At 45.8% G+C, this 18831-nt stretch carries 18 protein-coding genes, 2 rRNA genes and 1 riboswitch; of the genes, 2 read left to right on the top strand and 18 right to left on the bottom strand.

Features of this window, described 5'->3' with window-relative positions:
• Positions 1-19: 19 nt before the first annotated feature.
• Entirely contained in the window at positions 20-1759 is a 1740-nt protein-coding gene (locus LCL96_RS12735) for an adenine deaminase C-terminal domain-containing protein (RefSeq protein WP_224941837.1), read from the bottom strand.
• Between the two features lie 125 nt (positions 1760-1884).
• On the opposite strand from LCL96_RS12735, the gene LCL96_RS23605 reads away from it, so the two are divergent.
• Both LCL96_RS23605 and LCL96_RS23710 read left to right on the top strand, forming a co-directional pair.
• Complete coding sequence (locus LCL96_RS23605) at positions 1885-2346, top strand: DUF2892 domain-containing protein (RefSeq protein WP_318246425.1); 462 nt, start codon at positions 1885-1887, stop codon at positions 2344-2346.
• A 160-nt stretch (positions 2347-2506) separates the two neighbouring features.
• Positions 2507-2620 carry an EYxxD motif small membrane protein gene (locus tag LCL96_RS23710; RefSeq protein WP_324295670.1) on the top strand — a complete coding sequence of 38 codons (114 nt, stop codon included), beginning with the start codon at positions 2507-2509 and terminating at the stop codon, positions 2618-2620.
• On the opposite strand, the gene purD is transcribed toward LCL96_RS23710, so the two are convergent.
• The 17 genes from purD to LCL96_RS12645 all read right to left on the bottom strand — a co-directional run.
• On the bottom strand, positions 2598-3872 hold the full coding sequence (gene purD / locus LCL96_RS12725; RefSeq protein ID WP_224941836.1) for a phosphoribosylamine--glycine ligase: 1275 nt from the start codon (positions 3870-3872) through the stop codon (positions 2598-2600). The two genes, LCL96_RS23710 and purD, sit on opposite strands and share 23 nt — an antisense overlap.
• Positions 3873-4112: 240 nt before the next feature.
• Positions 4113-5648, bottom strand: a complete 1536-nt coding sequence (gene purH / locus LCL96_RS12720) for a bifunctional phosphoribosylaminoimidazolecarboxamide formyltransferase/IMP cyclohydrolase (protein ID WP_224941835.1) — start codon at positions 5646-5648, stop codon at positions 4113-4115.
• Between the two features lie 412 nt (positions 5649-6060).
• A complete protein-coding gene (gene purN, locus LCL96_RS12715) occupies positions 6061-6636 on the bottom strand; it encodes a phosphoribosylglycinamide formyltransferase (RefSeq protein ID WP_224941834.1) in 576 nt (191 codons plus the stop codon).
• Positions 6637-6673: 37 nt separating this feature from the next.
• A complete protein-coding gene (gene purM / locus LCL96_RS12710; protein WP_224943423.1) occupies positions 6674-7702 on the bottom strand; it encodes a phosphoribosylformylglycinamidine cyclo-ligase in 1029 nt (342 codons plus the stop codon).
• 11 nt (positions 7703-7713) lie between these two features.
• Positions 7714-9135 carry an amidophosphoribosyltransferase gene (gene purF, locus LCL96_RS12705; RefSeq protein WP_224941833.1) on the bottom strand — a complete coding sequence of 474 codons (1422 nt, stop codon included), beginning with the start codon at positions 9133-9135 and terminating at the stop codon, positions 7714-7716.
• A complete protein-coding gene (gene purL / locus LCL96_RS12700) occupies positions 9111-11345 on the bottom strand; it encodes a phosphoribosylformylglycinamidine synthase subunit PurL (RefSeq protein ID WP_224941832.1) in 2235 nt (744 codons plus the stop codon). The genes purF and purL overlap by 25 nt, the downstream gene beginning before the upstream one ends.
• A complete protein-coding gene (purQ, locus tag LCL96_RS12695) occupies positions 11329-12015 on the bottom strand; it encodes a phosphoribosylformylglycinamidine synthase subunit PurQ (protein WP_224941831.1) in 687 nt (228 codons plus the stop codon). The genes purL and purQ overlap by 17 nt, the downstream gene beginning before the upstream one ends.
• Complete coding sequence (gene purS, locus LCL96_RS12690; protein ID WP_034760827.1) at positions 12012-12266, bottom strand: phosphoribosylformylglycinamidine synthase subunit PurS; 255 nt, start codon at positions 12264-12266, stop codon at positions 12012-12014. Before purS ends, purQ begins: the two co-directional genes overlap by 4 nt.
• Positions 12254-12979 carry a phosphoribosylaminoimidazolesuccinocarboxamide synthase gene (purC, locus tag LCL96_RS12685; protein WP_224941830.1) on the bottom strand — a complete coding sequence of 242 codons (726 nt, stop codon included), beginning with the start codon at positions 12977-12979 and terminating at the stop codon, positions 12254-12256. Before purC ends, purS begins: the two co-directional genes overlap by 13 nt.
• Before the next feature lie 109 nt (positions 12980-13088).
• Positions 13089-14384 (bottom strand): adenylosuccinate lyase, encoded by a 1296-nt coding sequence (gene purB, locus LCL96_RS12680; RefSeq protein WP_224941829.1) that lies wholly within the window; start codon positions 14382-14384, stop codon positions 13089-13091.
• Entirely contained in the window at positions 14381-15541 is a 1161-nt protein-coding gene (purK, locus tag LCL96_RS12675; RefSeq protein ID WP_224941828.1) for a 5-(carboxyamino)imidazole ribonucleotide synthase, read from the bottom strand. The genes purB and purK overlap by 4 nt, the downstream gene beginning before the upstream one ends.
• A complete protein-coding gene (gene purE / locus LCL96_RS12670) occupies positions 15528-16007 on the bottom strand; it encodes a 5-(carboxyamino)imidazole ribonucleotide mutase (protein WP_224941827.1) in 480 nt (159 codons plus the stop codon). Before purE ends, purK begins: the two co-directional genes overlap by 14 nt.
• Before the next feature lie 160 nt (positions 16008-16167).
• A riboswitch (purine riboswitch) is annotated at positions 16168-16269 on the bottom strand.
• Positions 16270-16356: 87 nt separating this feature from the next.
• On the bottom strand, positions 16357-16557 hold the full coding sequence (locus LCL96_RS12665) for an NETI motif-containing protein (protein WP_224941826.1): 201 nt from the start codon (positions 16555-16557) through the stop codon (positions 16357-16359).
• On the bottom strand, positions 16554-17084 hold the full coding sequence (locus LCL96_RS12660) for a DUF5698 domain-containing protein (protein ID WP_263628219.1): 531 nt from the start codon (positions 17082-17084) through the stop codon (positions 16554-16556). Before LCL96_RS12660 ends, LCL96_RS12665 begins: the two co-directional genes overlap by 4 nt.
• A gap of 258 nt (positions 17085-17342) precedes the next feature.
• Complete coding sequence (locus tag LCL96_RS12655) at positions 17343-17993, bottom strand: peroxiredoxin-like family protein (RefSeq protein WP_224941824.1); 651 nt, start codon at positions 17991-17993, stop codon at positions 17343-17345.
• A 512-nt stretch (positions 17994-18505) separates the two neighbouring features.
• Positions 18506-18622 (bottom strand): 5S ribosomal RNA (gene rrf / locus LCL96_RS12650).
• A 101-nt stretch (positions 18623-18723) separates the two neighbouring features.
• Positions 18724-18831: ribosomal RNA gene (locus tag LCL96_RS12645) — 23S ribosomal RNA — on the bottom strand; the annotation flags it as partial.

Genomic DNA, 18831 nt, shown 5'->3' with positions numbered 1-18831 from the left:
CCCTATATACTTTACTATTTTAACGCATTATTGTTGGAAAGAGTACCGTTTTCTTCATTACATCATAGATTCCTTTTTGTGTCATCCGGATATATGGAAGATGAGTGGACTGAAGAAACAGTAATGTATAGATCGGATCCGCGAAGCGATAGCCTCTTTCTTTTAATAATCCTTTTAGTATTTTTTCTTCTTCAATCAGCTCCGGCATTTCTTTCTGAGAAAGCAGTCCGCTTAGTGGAAGGGGGATTTCGTGCAGGATTTCACCATTCTCTGCAAGGACGATCCCTCCCCCGATTTCTTTCATCCTGTCGAAGGCTGCAATCATATCAGACTTTCTTTTTCCAATCAGGATAATGTCCCCTGTATTGGAGTAAGACGACGCAAACCCCATGACCCCCTTCGAGAAGCCTTTGATCATGGTGCTGATTCTCCACTTACCATTCCGGTCGAGCAGCATGAGGAATGATTGATCATGGTCAGTCTCGAGAAAGTCTTCTGATGGATTGATGGAAATGGAGTAAGGCTTGGTAATGACATCATTCACCATTTCAATACCAAACGGCATGGAGAATTGAAGGTCGTCATACCCAACCTCCCAGTCGAGTTGTAGAGGGGTAAATCCACTTTCTCCCCATTTAATTTCTGTGTAATCCTCCATCTGTTCGCCGTTTTTACGAACCCAGACTCCCTTTGACAGGACCGAAACTGGAGTCGGATCATCCTTTGCAGAAAGGAAGTTGATATTGGCAACCCTGCCTGTAGCAATCATCCCATGGAGGTGAGTGATATTGTAATAATTGGCAACGTTGTAACTTGCCATATGATACGCTTCAATGGGCGGGATGCCTTTATCCAACGCCATTTTGATCATGAAATCCAGTACGCCTTTTTCGTAGAAACCAGGCGTGGATCCATCTGTTGTAAATAGCAAGGAATCGTAGGAATCGATGCCTTGTTCTTTTAACCCGTCTAACAGAACCGGTAGATCCGGCCGGATGGATGAATGGCGCAGGGTGACGGTCAGCCCTTGAATGAGACGCTTGTACACGTCTTCTCCGGTCATCGATTCATGATCTCCATCTATTCCTAATAAGCCAAGCTTAGCGATCGTATTATCAGAGGCTCCCGGGAGATGCCCCTCCACGATTTTCCCCATCCTTTTGGCTTCCTGCATCCAGTGAAGGATCAGGTCATCTCCTTCGAGCAGTCGCGGCCATGCGGTCAATTCACCGCCTTGAAGGACAGAGTCATGTTCGAGCCAAGATTTCACTTCCCCATTTGAGAAAGTGACCTCTTCATTCATCATTTCAGTCTGTGAATCAAATCGAGTCCACCAGTACATCGTCACTGGCATATTGTTAAATTCCCTTAATAAAGTAAACGCTTTCTTTTTTTCCAATTGTAAAAACATCATCAGGTTATCATTTACGAATGTCGTTGTACCGGTTTGGGATGCATACTTGGAAAAAGATTGGGGATTATAAAGCTGAAACGGATGTACATGCGGTTCAATATATCCTGGAACGAGGTACTGTGAGTCACAGTCCACGATTTCACACTTCTCAAGGTTTTCAGGGAGTTGATCACCGGTATAGACAATCCGGTCACCGTAAACCCAAATATGTCCCTGCACCCATTTCTTTAACGTTGAGTGAAGGTAGGTTGCATTCTTTAAAAGAAGACTGGGAGACAATTCTCCATTCAGTACTTGTACATGTTCTCGCAGTTGTTTGTTCTTCCATCTGTAGCGCTGGTCCAAAGTGAACACTCCTCTAGTGGAATGGTATTAGTGTAAGTTTCATTTTATGTTAACATATTTTACTATTTAACGCATTAAAGGTTTACAACAATTATGTGAATTATCGATTAGGGAGGAATGTACAAATGAAAGTATCATCAAACATCGGGATCATCAATGCCCTTATCCGCATCACCATTGGATTTACCATCCTTGCCTGGAGTACTTCCAAGCTTGCAAGACGTCCATGGAGAGACTCCTATCTCGTCATGGCGGTCATCGGTGCCATGAAAGTGGGAGAAGGGATATTGCGTTACTGTCCTGTCACTGCCCTGTTTGAAAAAGGGGGAGAAGGCGGAAATGAAAACGGCGGCTTCGGTGGATTTAAAGCGAAGGATATGATGAACTTCAAAGACATGCTGAAGTCCGGTAAATCCGATCATGACAATCACAACCATCAATCAAAAAGCGAACACCAACAAGAACCGCTCAACAACACCAAAAAAGAATCCAACTTCAACCCTGAAGAACTCACCAACCAAGAAGTCCAAGAGGCGTTGAACGGCGGCAAGGGAATCGGCGATAAAGGGACGGACCTTCATTCTTAGTTATTTGAAAATGATGTCTTTCTTCGAAATGCAGTAACGGCGGGCTTTCCCTTGAATTAAATCGAGCAAAATGGCAGATTGCCGAGGTCCGTCCCTCAAAAGGACTTTCCTCGGCAACTTTGCATCTATATTGATAAATTGATAAAAGGAGTTGTTTGTATTGTTTTGGGAATATTTAACGGATATGTCGTATGTTCTGTTTTCGTTGATTGGCGGCATCGTCGCCATTGCGTATGTGTATGTTCGAAAATCTAGGAAGAGACGTGTTCGATAGCTTTGAGCCCGATATCTCTCCTGTAGAACAAGCCTTTCCAATCTACTTTGCCTAATTGACGGTAAACGTCTGTTTGCGCTTTTTCAACCGTGGAGGCAGTGGAAGCGACCAATAATACTCTTCCCCCATTTGAAACAAGGGTATCTTCCTCACTGATTTCCGTTCCTGCATGGTATACCAAGGTTCCATGATCAAGCGAACCTTCAATGTCAGGGATTTGGATCCCTTTTTCATAGGTGCCAGGATACCCCTCGGCTGCGAGCACAACCCCAACAACCGCTTCATCCGACCATTCCAATTGAACAGGCTTGCCCTCGATGATATCCTTCACCACGAGGCCAAAGTCAGAAGTCAATCGCGGCAGGACTACCTGTGTTTCCGGGTCTCCGAAACGGGCATTGAATTCGATGACCTTTGGACCCTCACTTGTCAGCATCAGCCCAGCATATAGAATGCCGGTAAATGAACGATTCTCTTTCACCATTGCTTGTGCTGTCGGGTAGAGAACCGTAGAAATCGCTTCTTGCACGACTTCATCCGTAATATGCGGAACCGGGGAATAAGCACCCATCCCACCTGTGTTCGGACCTTGATCCCCATCAAAGGCACGCTTATGATCCTGGGCGATCACCATGGGATAGACCGACTCACCATTCACAAATGCCATGAGTGAGAACTCTTCTCCAAACAAGCATTCTTCCACAACCACTTTCGAGGAGGCATCCCCGAATTTCTCATCAAGAAGCATGTCTTCCAAAGCGCTGATGGCTTCCTGCTCCGTTTCAGCCACCACAACACCCTTTCCGGCTGCCAGACCATCTGCCTTCACTACGATCGGCGCACCGACTTCCTTCACATATTCGATTGCTTTCTCTACGCTTGTGAACACTTCATAGGAAGCCGTGGGGATGTTATATTTCTTCATTAACTCTTTAGAAAATGATTTACTTCCTTCGATGATGGCCGCTTCTTTCGTCGGTCCGAATATGTGCAGGCCTTCCTCCTGGAAACGGTTGACGATCCCATCCAATAATGGGTTTTCGGGACCTACAAACGTAAACGCAATATCCTCTTGTTTGGCAAAATCAATGAGATCACTCACGCCAGTTTCAGTGTATGGAAGATTTGTCGCTACGCCTGCGATACCTGCATTCCCTGGTGCGCAGAACACTTCTCTCACACTTTCACTTTCCGCTAATTTCTTGCATATGGCATGTTCGCGACCACCGCGGCCGATCACTAATACTTTCATCTTAAGATAGCCCCCTTTTAAGAAAACCTCTCCTTTAATGTTGTAGATGAGGAGAGGTTGGTATGTGGAAAAATTTCTTGAGCTGTATTTATGGGCTTGGTACTGGAAAGAGAAGTGGAGGTCCGTCCCTCCTTTCTCTTTCCTTGAATCAACTTAGCCCTTAATAAATCCTTTACCTTCAATGTCTTTACCGTTTTTCAAGTTCAGATAACAGTCAAAACTTGAGGTCCGTCCCTCCAATTAATGTTTGAAGTGGCGGATCCCGGTCATGACCATGGTGATGCCGTATTGGTCTGCTTTTTTGATGGAGTCTTCATCACGGATGGAGCCTCCCGGTTGGATGATGGCGGTGATGCCAGCTTTGGCAGCCGCTTCTACGGTGTCGTCCATCGGGAAGAAGGCATCGGATGCCATGGCCGCTCCATTAGCTTTCGAACCTGCCTGCTCAAGAGCAATGTTTGCCGCACCGACGCGGTTCATCTGTCCTGCACCGACTCCGATTGTCATATGAGCATCTGTCACAACGATTGCGTTGGATTTCACATGCTTCACAACTTTCCATCCGAGTTTCATAGCGTCCCATTCGGCTTCTGTCGGTTCACGCTTCGTCACGACTCTCAGGTCTGCATCGTCAAGGGTGAACGTGTCATCCGCTTGAACAAGCAATCCACCTTCAACCGTCGTTAACTTACGCTCGATCTTATTTGTAGATTCAAATGGAACCGTCAATAAACGAATATTCTTCTTGGCTGAAAGGATCTCAAATGCTTCATCACTGAAAGCTGGTGCGATGACGATCTCCAGGAAAATTTCATGAAGCTGCTTCGCTGTGTCTTCATCTACAATACGGTTCAACGCAACGATTCCACCGAAGATGGATGTAGAATCCGCTTCATACGCTTTCGAGAACGCTTCATGAATGGTCGAGCCAACGCCGACTCCACATGGGTTCATATGCTTCACTGCAACAGCTGCAGGTTCCGTGAACTCTTTAACGATTTGAAGAGCCGCATTGGCATCATTGATGTTATTGTATGAAAGCTCTTTCCCGTGAAGCTGCCTTGCCATGGCCACTGAGAATTCTGAGCCAAGGGGCGCGCGATAGAAAGAGGCCTGCTGATGAGGATTTTCCCCGTAACGGAGTGTTTGCTTTAATTCATACGTTCTTGTAAAACGTTCAGGGTTTTCTTCACCAGAAATGTCTGTCATGTATTCAGCAATGAAGGCATCGTAAGCTGCCGTATGGCGGAACACTTTGGCCGCTAATTTACGACGTTTTTCCAATGTTGGTTCGCCGTGAAGCTTCAACTCGGCTAGAACCCCATCATAATCCAATGCATCGACTACAACTGTCACGTATTGATGATTTTTTGCAGCTGCACGCAGCATCGTCGGACCGCCGATATCGATGTTCTCAATGGCTTCTTCAACGCCGACATTCGGCTTAGCGATCGTTTGTTGGAACGGGTAAAGATTGACACATACAAGGTCGATCCCTTCAATTCCCTGCTCCTCTAGCTGAACGCGATGACTTTCTTCGCCGCGCTTGGCAAGCAATCCACCGTGGATATTAGGGTGAAGGGTCTTAACGCGTCCTTCCAGGATTTCCGGAAAACCCGTCACTTCTTCTACTCCCATAACTTCAACGTCATTTTCTAAAAGAAGTTTTTTCGTTCCACCAGTCGAAATGATTTCATACCCTAGTGTCTTTAATTCTTTCGCAAATTCGATGACTCCGCTTTTATCTGAAACACTGATCAATGCTCTCTTTTTCAATGTCTGATCCTCCTCTGCCTGTTGTGCTGATTTTATTTTATTATGTTGTTTAAATGGAGATGGATTTGAGGATTGTATACTATAATGGTGCGTGGGTGGTCGTTTTATTGAAAATTCATCAGTTTGTAGGTGGTTTATGTGTTGATTTGGTGATTGGTGTGACGTTTGGGAGTGGACTTGTGCCACTTTGAGGAAAACTTGTGCCACTTTCGACCGGACTTGTGCCACTTTGAGGGGAACTCGTGCCACTTTCACCAAAACTTGTGCCGCTACACCAAATCGCAACCCTGCTACACTCCAAGCCATACCGCTTCTCCACTCATACACCGCTCAAAATCCAAGGTCCGTCCCCCCATCACTTTACCACACTACCAAGATAAAGCAACCATCAACCAACCTCTCCCCACCGGGTTTAGTGACCGCTGGTGAGAAAGAGGTGGTTCAGGGTGGTTGGGTATAGGTGATGTTCGACGTGTTGTATTTTGTCCTGGAGTGACTGTCTGGTTTCACCTGTTGTGACACGGACGATTTCCTGTGCGATGATCTCACCTGTGTCCATGCCTGCGTCTACGAAGTGAACCGTGACACCGGTGATTTTCACCCCTCCGTCAATGGCTTGTCCGATTGCGTCCTTCCCTGGAAAAGAAGGAAGGAGTGACGGATGGATATTCACGATCCTTCCACCGAAGCTTTCGAGAAGGGTTGGACCGATCAGCCTCATATACCCTGCTAACACAATAAAATCAACACCTAAATGAGCCAGCTCATTTAGGATTTCCTGTTCAAATGCCTGCTTGTTCTCATAGTCCTTTGCCCGAAAGACGAAAGTAGAGATTCCTGCAGTGTGGGCACGGTGAATGACAAACGCGCCCGGCTGGTCACATACAAGAAGTTTGATATTCGCTTTCAGTGTTCCGCTTTGGACGGCATCTACTAATGCTTGAAAATTACTTCCGCTTCCTGATGCAAAAATGGCAACCTGTCTCATGACTCGCCCCCGTTATTGACATGCTCATCCTTCATTCTCAACGAACAAAGCTTACTCCTGTTCCTTTTGAAACGCGTCCAATCATAAAGGCGTCTTCTCCCTGTTCATTGAAGAATCGAAGAATGTCTTCTGCTTCCGCTTCCTCTACAGCTAGCACAAATCCAATCCCCATATTGAAAATGTTATACATTTCGCTGCGTGGAATGTCTCCGTGCTGCTCAAGGGCAGTGAAAATGGCCGAAATCTCCCAGCTACCTTCCGTTATCTCTGCCTGCAATCCCTCTGGAAGCATCCGCGGGATATTTTCAATAAAGCCACCGCCAGTGATATGGGACATTCCGTTGATGGAGAATTGTTTAAGTGCCGCTAACACCGGTTTCACATAAATCTTTGTCGGTGTAAGAAGGGCTTCCTTTAGTGTGGTCCCGACTTCAGGTAAAGATTCTTCCAAAGAAAACGACTGATCTTCGAAGAATACTTTTCTCACTAAAGAGTATCCATTACTGTGTATACCACTGGACCCCAGTCCGACTAACACATTTCCTTCAGAAATTTTTTCGCCTGTGATGATCTCTTTTTTTTCACAGGCGCCAACAGCGAACCCGGCAATGTCATATTCTTCATCAGAATACATACCAGGCATCTCGGCGGTTTCGCCACCGATCAGCGCGCAGCCCGCTGTTTCACATCCGTCCGCAATTCCTTTTACAATACCTTCTATCTTCTCCGGGAGTGCTTTCCCGGTCGCTATATAATCTAAGAAATACAGTGGTTCCGCACCTTGAACGACAATGTCATTCACGCACATGGCCACACAATCGATCCCGATTGTATCGTGTTTGTCTGCCATGAAGGCAAGCTTCAGCTTCGTTCCGACTCCGTCTGTACCAGAGACGAGAACGGGTTCCTTTAAATTCAAGGAGGATAGGTCGAACATTCCACCAAAGCTGCCCAGCTGACCTAGAACGCCTTCGCGTGCCGTTCGTTTCACGTGCTTTTTGATCCGGTCGACGGATTCGTATCCTGCTTCTATATCTACTCCTGCCTGACGATACGCATTTGCCATCATGATTCCCCCTATTTCACTAACTCTTTTTCATGTGGATGAAGTGTATCCGGGTAGATTTCCGTTGGATACTTTCCTGTAAAGCAAGCCATGCATTGGCCGCGGTTTTCCGATGAATCATCCCGGCCGATGGCTTTAATCACACCGTCTGTGCTCAAGAATGTCAATGAGTCCGCTCCGATGATCTGGCGCATTTCTTCCACTGAGTTGGAAGAGGCGATCAGCTCTTCATGAGTCGATGTATCGATGCCGTAGAAGCAAGGGTTCTTGATCGGCGGTGAACTGATGCACACATGCACTTCCTTGGCTCCCGCTTCCTTCAGCATGGTCACGATCCGTTTCGACGTTGTTCCACGAACAATGGAATCGTCCACCATGACGACGCGTTTCCCTTCTACAACGCCTCTGACAGGCGAAAGCTTCATCTTCACACCCTGCTCACGTAAAGATTGAGAAGGCTGAATGAACGTGCGGCCAACATAACGATTCTTGATCAGACCCATTTCATATGGGATGCCTGATGCTTCCGCATACCCGATGGCGCTCGAAATGCTCGAATCCGGCACACCTGTGACAACATCCGCTTCGATCGGTGCTTCATACGCCAATTCCATCCCCATCCGTTTTCTAGCAGAATGGACGTTGATGCCTTGTATATTGCTGTCCGGTCTTGAGAAGTATACGTATTCCATCGTACACATCGCATTACCGCCTGAAAAACTAAACCGTTCTGAGGTCAACCCCTCATCATTGATGATCACAAGCTCCCCTGGCTCGATATCCCTTACAAATTCAGCCCCTACGATATCGAAGGCACATGTTTCTGACGCCACGCAGTAAGCATCCCCAAGCTTACCAAGAGATAATGGACGAAGACCGTGTGGATCAAGCGCCACCATCATCTCTGTTTCCGTCATGACGACAAATGCATAGGCACCCTTCAACATGGTCAGCGCGTTTTTCACGCGGTCCTTCAGGTTGAAATAGCCGCTTCGTTTAATCAAATGAGCCAATACTTCTGTATCTGAACTTGTTTGAAAAATACTCCCCTGACCTTCAAGCTGATGCTTCAAGGCGTTCGCATTAACCAGATTCCCGTTATGGGCAAGCGCAAGACTTCCGCTTTGGGAATTGAAGAGAAGAGGCTGAACATTTTCGTAGCCTCCACCTCCAGCCGTCGCATAGCGCACGTGACCGATGGCCGAATCCCCTTCAAGCTTCTCGATCGTGCCTTCCTGGAACACTTCCGTTACGAGGCCTTCCCCTTTTAAGCAACGTAACGTATCACCGTCAGACACGACGATACCTGTTCCCTCTTGTCCTCTATGCTGCAGACTATGAAGTCCGTAATACGTAATTTGCGCGGCATTCGGATGTCCCCAGATCCCGAATACTCCACATTCTTCGTTTAAGCCTTTGATTTCAGCAGGCATGGGATCGCTCCTTTCCAAGCTGACTCCAATTCTTCTACAGATGCCTGTAAAATGACATCTCCATTTTCTGATGACACCTTAATTGCTCCAAGATCGGTGACGTTACCAATGACTTTCGCTTCTGGTACCAGTTTCTCAAATTCATTCTTGTGTTCCGGTTTCACCGATACGATGAATCTCGATTGTGTTTCACTGAAAAGGTCTGCCACATTGTTTTCTCCTGAAATCTCAACGTTTGCTCCCAATCCTTTTGTTCCAAAAGTCGATTCCGCAAGAGCAACGGCGAAACCACCTTCAGCGATATCGTGGGCAGATGCCACAAGACCTTTTTGAATCGCTTCTAACAGCTGCATTTGACGGCGAAGCTCGGTTTTTAAATCAATCTTCGGTGCCTGACCGAAGATTTTTCCTTCTGTCAGCTTTTGAAGCTCACTTCCTCCGAACTCTTCATGTGTCTCACCGATCACATAAATCGAATCCCCAGCATCCTTGAAGCTTTGAGTCGTAATATGATCGACGTCCTCAATCAGTCCGACCATCCCGACTACAGGTGTTGGATAAACAGCTGTCCCCATTGATTCGTTATATAAGGAAACATTTCCACCGATAACCGGAGTCGAAAGCTCACGGCATGCTTCACTCATTCCTTCAACGGACTTCTCGATTTGCCAGAAGATTTCCGGTTTCTCCGGATTTCCGAAGTTCAAGCAGTCGGTGATCGCTAGTGGGATCGCTCCTGAACATACGATGTTACGAGCTGCCTCTGCTACAGCAATCTTTCCTCCGACTTCGGGATCCAGGTACAAGTAACGTGAATTACAATCCGTTGTCATGGCAAGAGCTTTTCTCGTACCACGTACACGTACAACCGCGGCATCAGAACCTGGGCTCACAACCGTGCTCGTTCTTACTTGATGGTCATATTGATCGTATACCCATTCTTTACTCGCAATCGTTGGCTGCTGCAAGAGCGCCTTGAGCGTTTCTTTATGATCGGCTACTGCTGGCGCCGCTGTTTCCATTGCTTGAAACTCTTTATAATAAGCCGCTTCTTGAGAAGGCTTGTGATAAACAGGTGCCTCTTCAGCAAGGGCATCGACCGGCACATCTGCCACGACTTCACCTTGGTGAAGAAGACGAAGGCGTTTATCGTCTGTTACCTTTCCAATTGAAACTGCTTCTAAATCATATTTTGAAAAAAGATCCACGATTTCTTGTTCACGGCCTTTTTCCACGACGATCAGCATGCGTTCCTGTGACTCTGACAACATCATTTCATACGCCGTCATGCCTCTTTCACGCTGTGGTACAAGATCCAGATCCATTTCGATTCCGGATCCCGCTTTACTCGCCATTTCCGCTGATGAGCTTGTCAGACCAGCCGCTCCCATATCTTGAATCCCGACAAGAGCATCGTTCTGAACAAGCTCCAGACACGCTTCAAGTAGTAATTTTTCCATAAATGGATCTCCCACTTGAACAGCAGGGCGCTTCTCTTCCGATCCTTCATTTAATTCCTCGGATGCGAAAGTGGCTCCGTGAATGCCGTCACGACCTGTTTTCGCCCCAACGTACATGACGGTATTGCCGACACCGTGTGCCTGACCTTTTTTAATATCCTTATGGTCGATCAACCCGACACACATGGCGTTTACAAGGGGATTTCCTTCGTAAGAAGCATCAAATTGAACTTCCCCGCCGACCGTTGGGATCCCTATACAGTTTCCGTATCCTGCAATGCCGGCTACGACTTCTTTAAATAGATACTGAACACGAGGAGAATCCAACTCTCCAAAGCGTAAAGAGTTGAGGAGTGCAATAGGTCTTGCCCCCATCGAGAATACGTCTCGTATAATACCTCCGACACCCGTTGCCGCTCCTTGATAAGGCTCGATGGCTGACGGATGATTGTGACTCTCGATTTTGAACACCACTGCTTGATCATCGCCAATATCAACAATCCCAGCTCCTTCTCCAGGTCCTTGAAGAACCCGTTCACCTGTGGTCGGGAATTTCATCAATACAGGCTTCGAATTTTTATAGCTGCAATGCTCTGACCACATAACAGAGAAAAGACCGGTCTCTGTGTAGTTCGGTGTTCTTCCGAGGATGTTTTCCACCATTGAAAATTCTTCGTCTGTTAAACCCATCTCACGATAAAGCTGTTCTTCTTTCACTTGTGTTGAAGTTGGTTCAAGCATTAACGACATGTTTTTCCCTCCAGTGTTTCACAATCGATTGAAATAGTTTCTTCCCGTCTTCACTACCTAGTAAAGTGTCCATGGCGCGTTCCGGATGAGGCATCATCCCAAGGACATTTCCTGCTTTATTGGTGATCCCGGCAATATTTTCAACGCTTCCGTTCGGGTTTTCATCTGTATACGTGAAGACAATTTGATTGTTTTCTTTCAGTGTGATCATCGTCTCTTCATCACAGAAGTAATTTCCTTCACCATGTGCAATCGGAATTTGAATCACATCATTTTTCTCATAACCATTCGTGAACATCGTTTCATTATTCTCAACGGTTAACGGCACGGTTTTACAAATGAATTTCAAGCTGTCATTCCGGCGCATGGCCCCTGGCAGTAGTCCTGTTTCGAGTAGAACCTGAAATCCGTTGCACACACCAAGAACCGGCTTGCCTTGCTCTGCCGCCTTCACGACCTCTTTCATCACGTTCGAGAAACGGGCAATTGCCCCTGAACGTAGGTAATCCCCGTACGAGAATCCTCCTGGTAATAGAATCGCATCATAGTTTTCCAGATTATCAGCATCGTGCCAAACGTAGTCCACTTCTTCACCGATTTCATCCTTGATCGCATGGTACATATCGATGTCACAGTTAGAGCCTGGGAATACAATTACTGCAAACTTCATTGAGCGACACTCTCCTCGATTTCATATCGGTAATCCTCGATGACAGGGTTGGCAAGTAATCGATGACACATCTCTTCAACCGTCGCTTCCACGTTTTCAACTGATGATGGAAGAGTCAACTCCATATACTTCCCTACGCGCACATCTTCAACACTTTTGAATTCCATTGAATGCAGCGCCTGTTTCACAACACTTCCTTGAGGATCTAATACACTTTCTCTTAATGTGATATAAACCTTTACTTTGTACATAGTTTGTTTCCTCCTAAGCGTTCTAAAATGATTGAGTATACTTCTGTTAAACTGCCAATATCTCTTCTGAAAACATCTTTATCAAGCTTTTGATTCGTTTCGGCGTCCCACAGACGGCACGTGTCGGGTGAGATTTCATCCCCTAATAGAATCGTTCCATTACGATCTTTTCCAAACTCCAATTTGAAATCGACAAGCGTGACTCCCGCTTCTTTGAAAATTCCTTGAAGGACTTCATTCACACCGAGTGCCATCTCTCTGACCTCGGCACGTTCTTCCCGAGAGGCGATCTCCAGGAAATCAATATGATCATCCGTGATAAGTGGATCTCCAAGGTCATCGTCTTTATAGTAAAATTCGATGATCGGCTTTTGAAGGGGTGTCCCCTCTTCTTTTCCAAGGCGTTTTGATAAACTTCCTGCAATCACGTTCCGGACCACGACTTCAAGTGGAATGATCCTTACACGTTTGACCAACTGCTCATCCTCTGAAATCTGTTTAATAAAGTGACTCTGTATCCCATTTTCAGCAAGCTTTGAAAATAGCAAGCTCGAAATCTTATTATTTAAAACCCCTTTGCCGTCGATATCCGCTTTTTTCTCCCCGTTAAAAGCAGTGGCAGAATTCTTATACTGAATCCAAACGACGTCCTCATCGTTCGTTTTGAAAATTTGTTTCGCTTTTCCTTCATATAAAAGCGTACCTTTTTCCACGTGAAATCCCCCTTGTTCCTTGAAAATTGCCAATCTTCAGTCTATATTTTCATAAAAAAAGGAAGGGATTCCGTTAAAAACCCCTGCCTTATTCATTTGTCAGAAGGACTTATACCAAGCCGCAACGTTCAAAGATTGTATCCACATGTTTTAAGTGATAGTTGTAATCGAAGCAGTCATCAATGTCAGCCGGCGTCAGCTTGGACGTGATCGTTGCATCCTCTTCAATAAGAGAACGGAACGCCACTTGCTTCTCCCACGCTTCCATCGCTTTCGGCTGCACCGTATCGTATGCCTCTTCACGGGTCATCCCTTTATCAATAAGAGCGAGAAGGACACGTTGCGAGTAGATCAAACCAAGTGTGCGATCCATATTGCGCTGCATATTCTCAGGGAAAACCGTCAAGTTCTTGATGATATTTCCGAATCGGTTCAGCATGTAATTAAGGGCAATCGTCGCATCCGGCAGGATCACACGCTCTGCGGATGAGTGAGAGATATCACGCTCATGCCATAGTGGCACATTTTCATACGCTGTCAGCATGTACCCTCTGATCACGCGTGCCATTCCCGTCATGTTCTCAGAACCGATCGGGTTACGCTTATGAGGCATCGCTGATGATCCTTTTTGACCTTTTGCGAAGAATTCTTCTACTTCACGCGTCTCACTCTTCTGCAATCCGCGAACCTCAACAGAAAACTTCTCGATAGACGTCGCAATCAGTGCAAGTGTCCCCATGTAGTGAGCATGACGATCACGCTGAAGTGTTTGTGTGGAAACCGGTGCTGGCTTGATACCAAGCTTTTCACACACATAGGCTTCTACGAATGGATCGATATTGGCATACGTTCCAACCGCTCCTGAGATCTTACCGAATTCCACTCCATCAGCAGCCGCTTTAAAGCGATCAACGTTACGCTTCATCTCTTCATACCAAAGGGCAAGCTTCAAACCGAACGTTGTAGGCTCAGCGTGAACACCGTGCGTACGTCCCATCATGACCGTATGTTTATGCTCGATTGCCTTATTCTTTAAGATTTCTACAAAGCGTTCCAAGTCTTTAAGAATGATCTCGTTCGCCTGCTTCAGTTGATATGAAAGGGCCGTATCCACAACGTCCGTTGAAGTCAGTCCGTAATGAACCCATTTTCTTTCTTCCCCAAGCGTTTCAGAAACCGCTCGAGTGAAGGCTACAACGTCGTGACGCGTTTCTTCTTCGATTTCCTTGATGCGGTCCACATTGAATCCCGCGTTCTCACGGATCTTCGCAACATCCTCTTTCGGAATGTCCCCGATCTCAGCCCATGCTTCACAAGCCAGTATTTCTACTTCAAGCCATGCTTGAAAACGATTTTCTTCTGTCCAAATTGCTCCCATTTCAGGGCGTGTATAACGTTCTATCATACCAGTCGTCCTCCGATCTTTTCTTGCACCTTCCAAATCCCCGCTTCATTTACGTTTGACAATGTCTCTTCTATATCATTTGATAACATAGTGACATGCCCCATCTTCCGTTTCGGCTTCGGTACATCCTTGCCATACAGATGGATAAACCAGTCAGGGTGTTTTGGAACAGCCTTCATAATAGGCTCGATATGCTCTCCTAATAGATTAACCATCACAGCGTCCTTTAATAAGGTCGGTTGGACAAGCGGCCAGTTGCATACCGCTTTGACGTGCTGGGCGAATTGAGAAAAGTCGCACGCTTCGATCGAGTAGTGACCTGAATTATGAGGCCTTGGAGCCAGTTCATTGATGTAGATGTCTCCATCCGCTGTCAGGAACATTTCAATTGCAAGCGTCCCGACAAGGTCAAGTGTCTCACTGATTCTCTTCGCCATCTCGATCGCCTTAGCCGCTGTTTCTTCACTCACCCTGGCCGGCGCGATTGTTTCATGCAGGATATTATCCACATGAATATTTTCCACTACCGGAAAGTTCGTCTGCTGTCCATCGGGATTTCGCGTCATGATCACGGATAGTTCTTTCTCAAAAGGTATCCATTTTTCCAGCACGCATGGACCGTTCTCCAATAATGCAGCAGCTTCCTCAATCTGGCCTGCTTCACGGATCACATATTGTCCCTTCCCGTCATAACCGCCTCTTGCTGTCTTTAATACCACTGGATAGCCAAGCTTTTCTATATTATCATAGATGTCCTTCTGTTGTTTAATCACAGCATAAGGAGCCACTTCCACCCCTGCCAACGTAAGGGCTTCCTTTTCCATGATGCGGTCCTGTGTAATGCGGATCAACTCTGCCCCTTGAGGTAAATAAGCGCGCTCAGACAACCATTTCAGCGCTTCATAATCGATATTTTCAAATTCGTATGTAATCACATCACACTCTTCCGCCAGTCTGTACAAAGCGTCATACTGGTCGAAGCCTGCCGTGATCACAAGATCGGCAACCTGTGCACATGGTGAGTCAGGAGAAGGATCTAATACAGCGACCCGAAAGCCTCTTGCTTTTGCATCCAGCGCCATCATCCTGCCAAGCTGTCCGCCGCCGATAATCCCGATCATCTGTCCTGGTAGTATCGTCTTCTTATTCAAGGTCATCACTGCTTTCCATCACTTTTTCCCGTAGCGCTTCCCGTCTAGTTTCCAGTGTATTGGCCAACTCTTTATCTTCAATTGAAAGGATCTGAGCAGCAAGCAGTCCTGCATTGGTAGCCCCCGCTTTTCCAATCGCCACCGTCGCCACCGGAACTCCCCCAGGCATCTGCACGATCGAAAGCAGTGAATCCAATCCATTCAGTGCCTTAGACTGTACCGGAACCCCGATCACAGGCAGTGTTGTCTTTGCAGCCACCATTCCAGGCAAGTGAGCAGCACCTCCTGCACCTGCAATGATCACCTTTACTCCACGATTCCTTGCATCTTCTGCAAACTTAAACATATAATCAGGTGTCCTGTGAGCCGATACCACCTGTTTCTCAAACGGAATCTCAAGCTCCTCCAATACCTCACACGCATGCTTCATTGTCTCCCAGTCCGATGTACTTCCCATGATTACTGATATCATAATGGTGACAGGCACCTCCCGTAGTTTACCGAACCCCGCTAACAAAAAATACCCAGATCAACTGTTCTCTACTCTTCTTGAGAGAAAGCAATTGATCTGGGTATTTTACAGAGTATGGTCCTCTTGATCAGGGTAAGGTCCACACCATGAGATCTGCATCCAGACATCTACTTTCCCTCATAGTCCGACCATTTACGGTAGTCAGGTAGAGACTCATGGGCCATATTCCCATTATTATATGAGGGTATTCGGTTTATTTGTCTCCATCATAACGTGATATCGAGACCCTGTCAACGAATAATCGAACGATAATAAAAGTCTGAAAATTAATGTTCGGATTTGAAGCGCTTTACTCCTCGATCCTCTTTCCTTCAAAGACAATTGTCTGTCTAATAGGGACATACTCCGTTTTGTTTCCTTCTTTCTGTTCCTCAAATACGGGCTTCTCCATGCGCCTGACAGGCATATAACCCATATCCTTCATACGATCCAGGCAATCTGCAATCGTCTCATTCTCCTGCACTTCGAATAATAACTTCTTTTTACTCATTCTTTTAATTTTCCTTTACGTATATTTCGGACCGTCTTCACCCAGAACCCTCCGTGAATCGCTTTCGGTTCATAGGCAATGATGAACGCCTTCGGATCAAGCTCTTTAATTGTATCATACAGCTTCATTTCATACTTTCGGGGAGTCAGGATCTGCAGCGCCATCCGGTTTCCTTCCAGACCATTCGCCTCCCAGTTCGTCACCCCGTATCCACGGGAACGAAGCTCATTCGGAAGGGCCTTATCATACTCCTTCGTAATCACATTCACCGTGATATACCCAAGAGCCAGCTTCTCCTCGATCTTCATCCCGACAATCACACCAAGACCATACCCGACCGCATACGCAATCAAATTCTGGATCTCATTCAGATTGTCCAGTACCAGCCCAAGACCTACCACATAAATGACAACCTCAAACGTACTCACAAACGCTGCAAAATATCGATAACCCTTCAATGTCAGGATCATTCTTATTGTAAAAAATGATACATACACAATATTAATCAATAAAATAATGATGACCATCATCACACTGTTCTCTAACACCTGGATGCTCCTCTCTTCACTACTACCTGTAGTATGCTCAAATTAAGTTCCTATTTTACTAGAAAAAATCGAGAATATGAACCACTTCAGGAAGAATTATGAGTGAATATTCGATGACAATTTCTAGAAAATCAAACGCCCTACTCTTTGTCTTTCCCAATTGGGCCGGGATAAAACAAAAAACGGCTTTATGTCCGCTTGTTATAAGCAGCCATAAAGCCTTCTTGTATTACAATCTTATAGAGTTTTTAACTTCTCCACCACTTCAGAAGGTTCTACACGATCTTTATAATCGGCTTTTGTATACTCATATGCGATCGTTCCGTCCTGCTGAATGATGTACGTCGCGGAAACAGGAAGCGTCCAGGAATCACTGTCGTTCGCTTTCTCAAGATCAAGTCCCTTTTCCTTGTAGATATCTACGAGGTATGGAGGCAGTTTATACACAAGCTTATAGTCATCTGCCACTTTATTTCCTTCATCACTTAGTACAAAATAATCGAGCTCATTTTTCTCTTTAGTAGAAAGAGAAGCATCCGGAGTTTGCGGACTGACCGCTACAAGTTCGGCGCCAGTGGCTTTAATGTCTTCCATCAGCTGTTGGTAGGTACGCAGCTCCATATTGCAATATGGGCACCATCCGCCGCGGTAGAATGTTAGAATGACTGGGCCATTGCTTAGTAGGTCCTTCAATTGAACCGGCTTGCCAGTAGCATCGGGTAATGAGAAGTTCGGTGCTTTGTCTCCTATGCGGAGACCTTTACCGTCTTCTGAGTTTTCAAGCTCTGTGATGGCTTTTTTCATTTTATCCTGTGTTTCTTGAGGTGTTTTCTCTTTGAATTTCGCGATGTATTCGTTGTATTGTTCGCGCATGTTGGTGGTTGTCATGAGATAGTCCTCCTTTTAGGGTTTGGGTTTAGTATAAAGGGGTTTGGTTGGAGAGGAAAGGGATGTGCTTGAGGGGGTGGTTGATTGGGAGTGGGGTTGGGGTTAGATTGTGGTGGTGGTCAGATTGTGAAGTATTGATCATATTATATTTACTTGAGAGTGATATTGTATAAAATAGTAGATTCCTATTCTGGTTTTTATGAAATGTGACTATTTTTCGTTTATATTTACTACTTATTAGGGCATTTTGGTTAAAACTCTTTAGTGTAGGTAAGAATTTGGTAGGAAGGACATCTATATTGATAGAATTATACGGGTGGGCCGCAAGAATTGCGTCATTTTCGGAGGGAATTGCGTCATAATTTTATTTTTTGCGTCGTTTTCAGTGATATTTGCGTCATTTTTTTGTTTTATGCGTATTTTACCAATTATTACCTAAACACGAAACACCACCTACCCATTCGCATTAATCAAAAAAAGAGTAACTCCAATGAGCTACTCTTTTCCTATCTGCCTGGCGACGTCCTACTCTCACAGGGGGAGATCCCCCAACTACCATCGGCGCTGAAGAGCTTAACTTCCGTGTTCGGCATGGGAACGGGTGTGACCTCTTCGCCATTATCACCAGACGAATATTCAATTGAAGGATTGTTCCTTCAAAACTAGATAAAGGATTGATGTCAAGAAAGTCGAGAATCGACCAATGTTGTTCATTTAATAATGACTCTTTGTGGTTAAGTCCTCGATCGATTAGTATCAGTCAACTCCACATGTCGCCATGCTTCCATCTCTGACCTATCTACCTAGTCATCTTCTAGGGATCTTACTCACTTACGTG

It is taken from the genome of Rossellomorea aquimaris (assembly GCF_020172085.1).
GTDB lineage: Bacteria > Bacillota > Bacilli > Bacillales > Bacillaceae_B > Rossellomorea > Rossellomorea aquimaris_E.
The sequence above is the reverse complement of the archived record's forward strand: the minus strand, read 5'-3'. Positions and strand labels throughout refer to the sequence as shown.

Bases quoted from the DNA above. Each gene is read 5' to 3' on its own strand.
- LCL96_RS23605 (WP_318246425.1), top strand. From the start codon at position 1,885: ATGAAAGTATCATCAAACATCGGGATCATCAATGCCCTTATCCGCATC.
- purD (WP_224941836.1), bottom strand. From the start codon at position 3,872: ATGAAAGTATTAGTGATCGGCCGCGGTGGTCGCGAACATGCCATATGC.
- purN (WP_224941834.1), bottom strand. From the start codon at position 6,636: ATGAGACAGGTTGCCATTTTTGCATCAGGAAGCGGAAGTAATTTTCAA.
- purM (WP_224943423.1), bottom strand. From the start codon at position 7,702: ATGGCAAATGCGTATCGTCAGGCAGGAGTAGATATAGAAGCAGGATAC.
- purF (WP_224941833.1), bottom strand. From the start codon at position 9,135: ATGCCTGCTGAAATCAAAGGCTTAAACGAAGAATGTGGAGTATTCGGG.
- purL (WP_224941832.1), bottom strand. From the start codon at position 11,345: ATGTCGTTAATGCTTGAACCAACTTCAACACAAGTGAAAGAAGAACAG.
- purQ (WP_224941831.1), bottom strand. From the start codon at position 12,015: ATGAAGTTTGCAGTAATTGTATTCCCAGGCTCTAACTGTGACATCGAT.
- purS (WP_034760827.1), bottom strand. From the start codon at position 12,266: ATGTACAAAGTAAAGGTTTATATCACATTAAGAGAAAGTGTATTAGAT.
- purB (WP_224941829.1), bottom strand. From the start codon at position 14,384: ATGATAGAACGTTATACACGCCCTGAAATGGGAGCAATTTGGACAGAA.
- purK (WP_224941828.1), bottom strand. From the start codon at position 15,541: ATGACCTTGAATAAGAAGACGATACTACCAGGACAGATGATCGGGATT.
- purE (WP_224941827.1), bottom strand. From the start codon at position 16,007: ATGATATCAGTAATCATGGGAAGTACATCGGACTGGGAGACAATGAAG.
- LCL96_RS12665 (WP_224941826.1), bottom strand. From the start codon at position 16,557: ATGAGTAAAAAGAAGTTATTATTCGAAGTGCAGGAGAATGAGACGATT.
- LCL96_RS12660 (WP_263628219.1), bottom strand. From the start codon at position 17,084: ATGGTCATCATTATTTTATTGATTAATATTGTGTATGTATCATTTTTT.
- LCL96_RS12655 (WP_224941824.1), bottom strand. From the start codon at position 17,993: ATGACAACCACCAACATGCGCGAACAATACAACGAATACATCGCGAAA.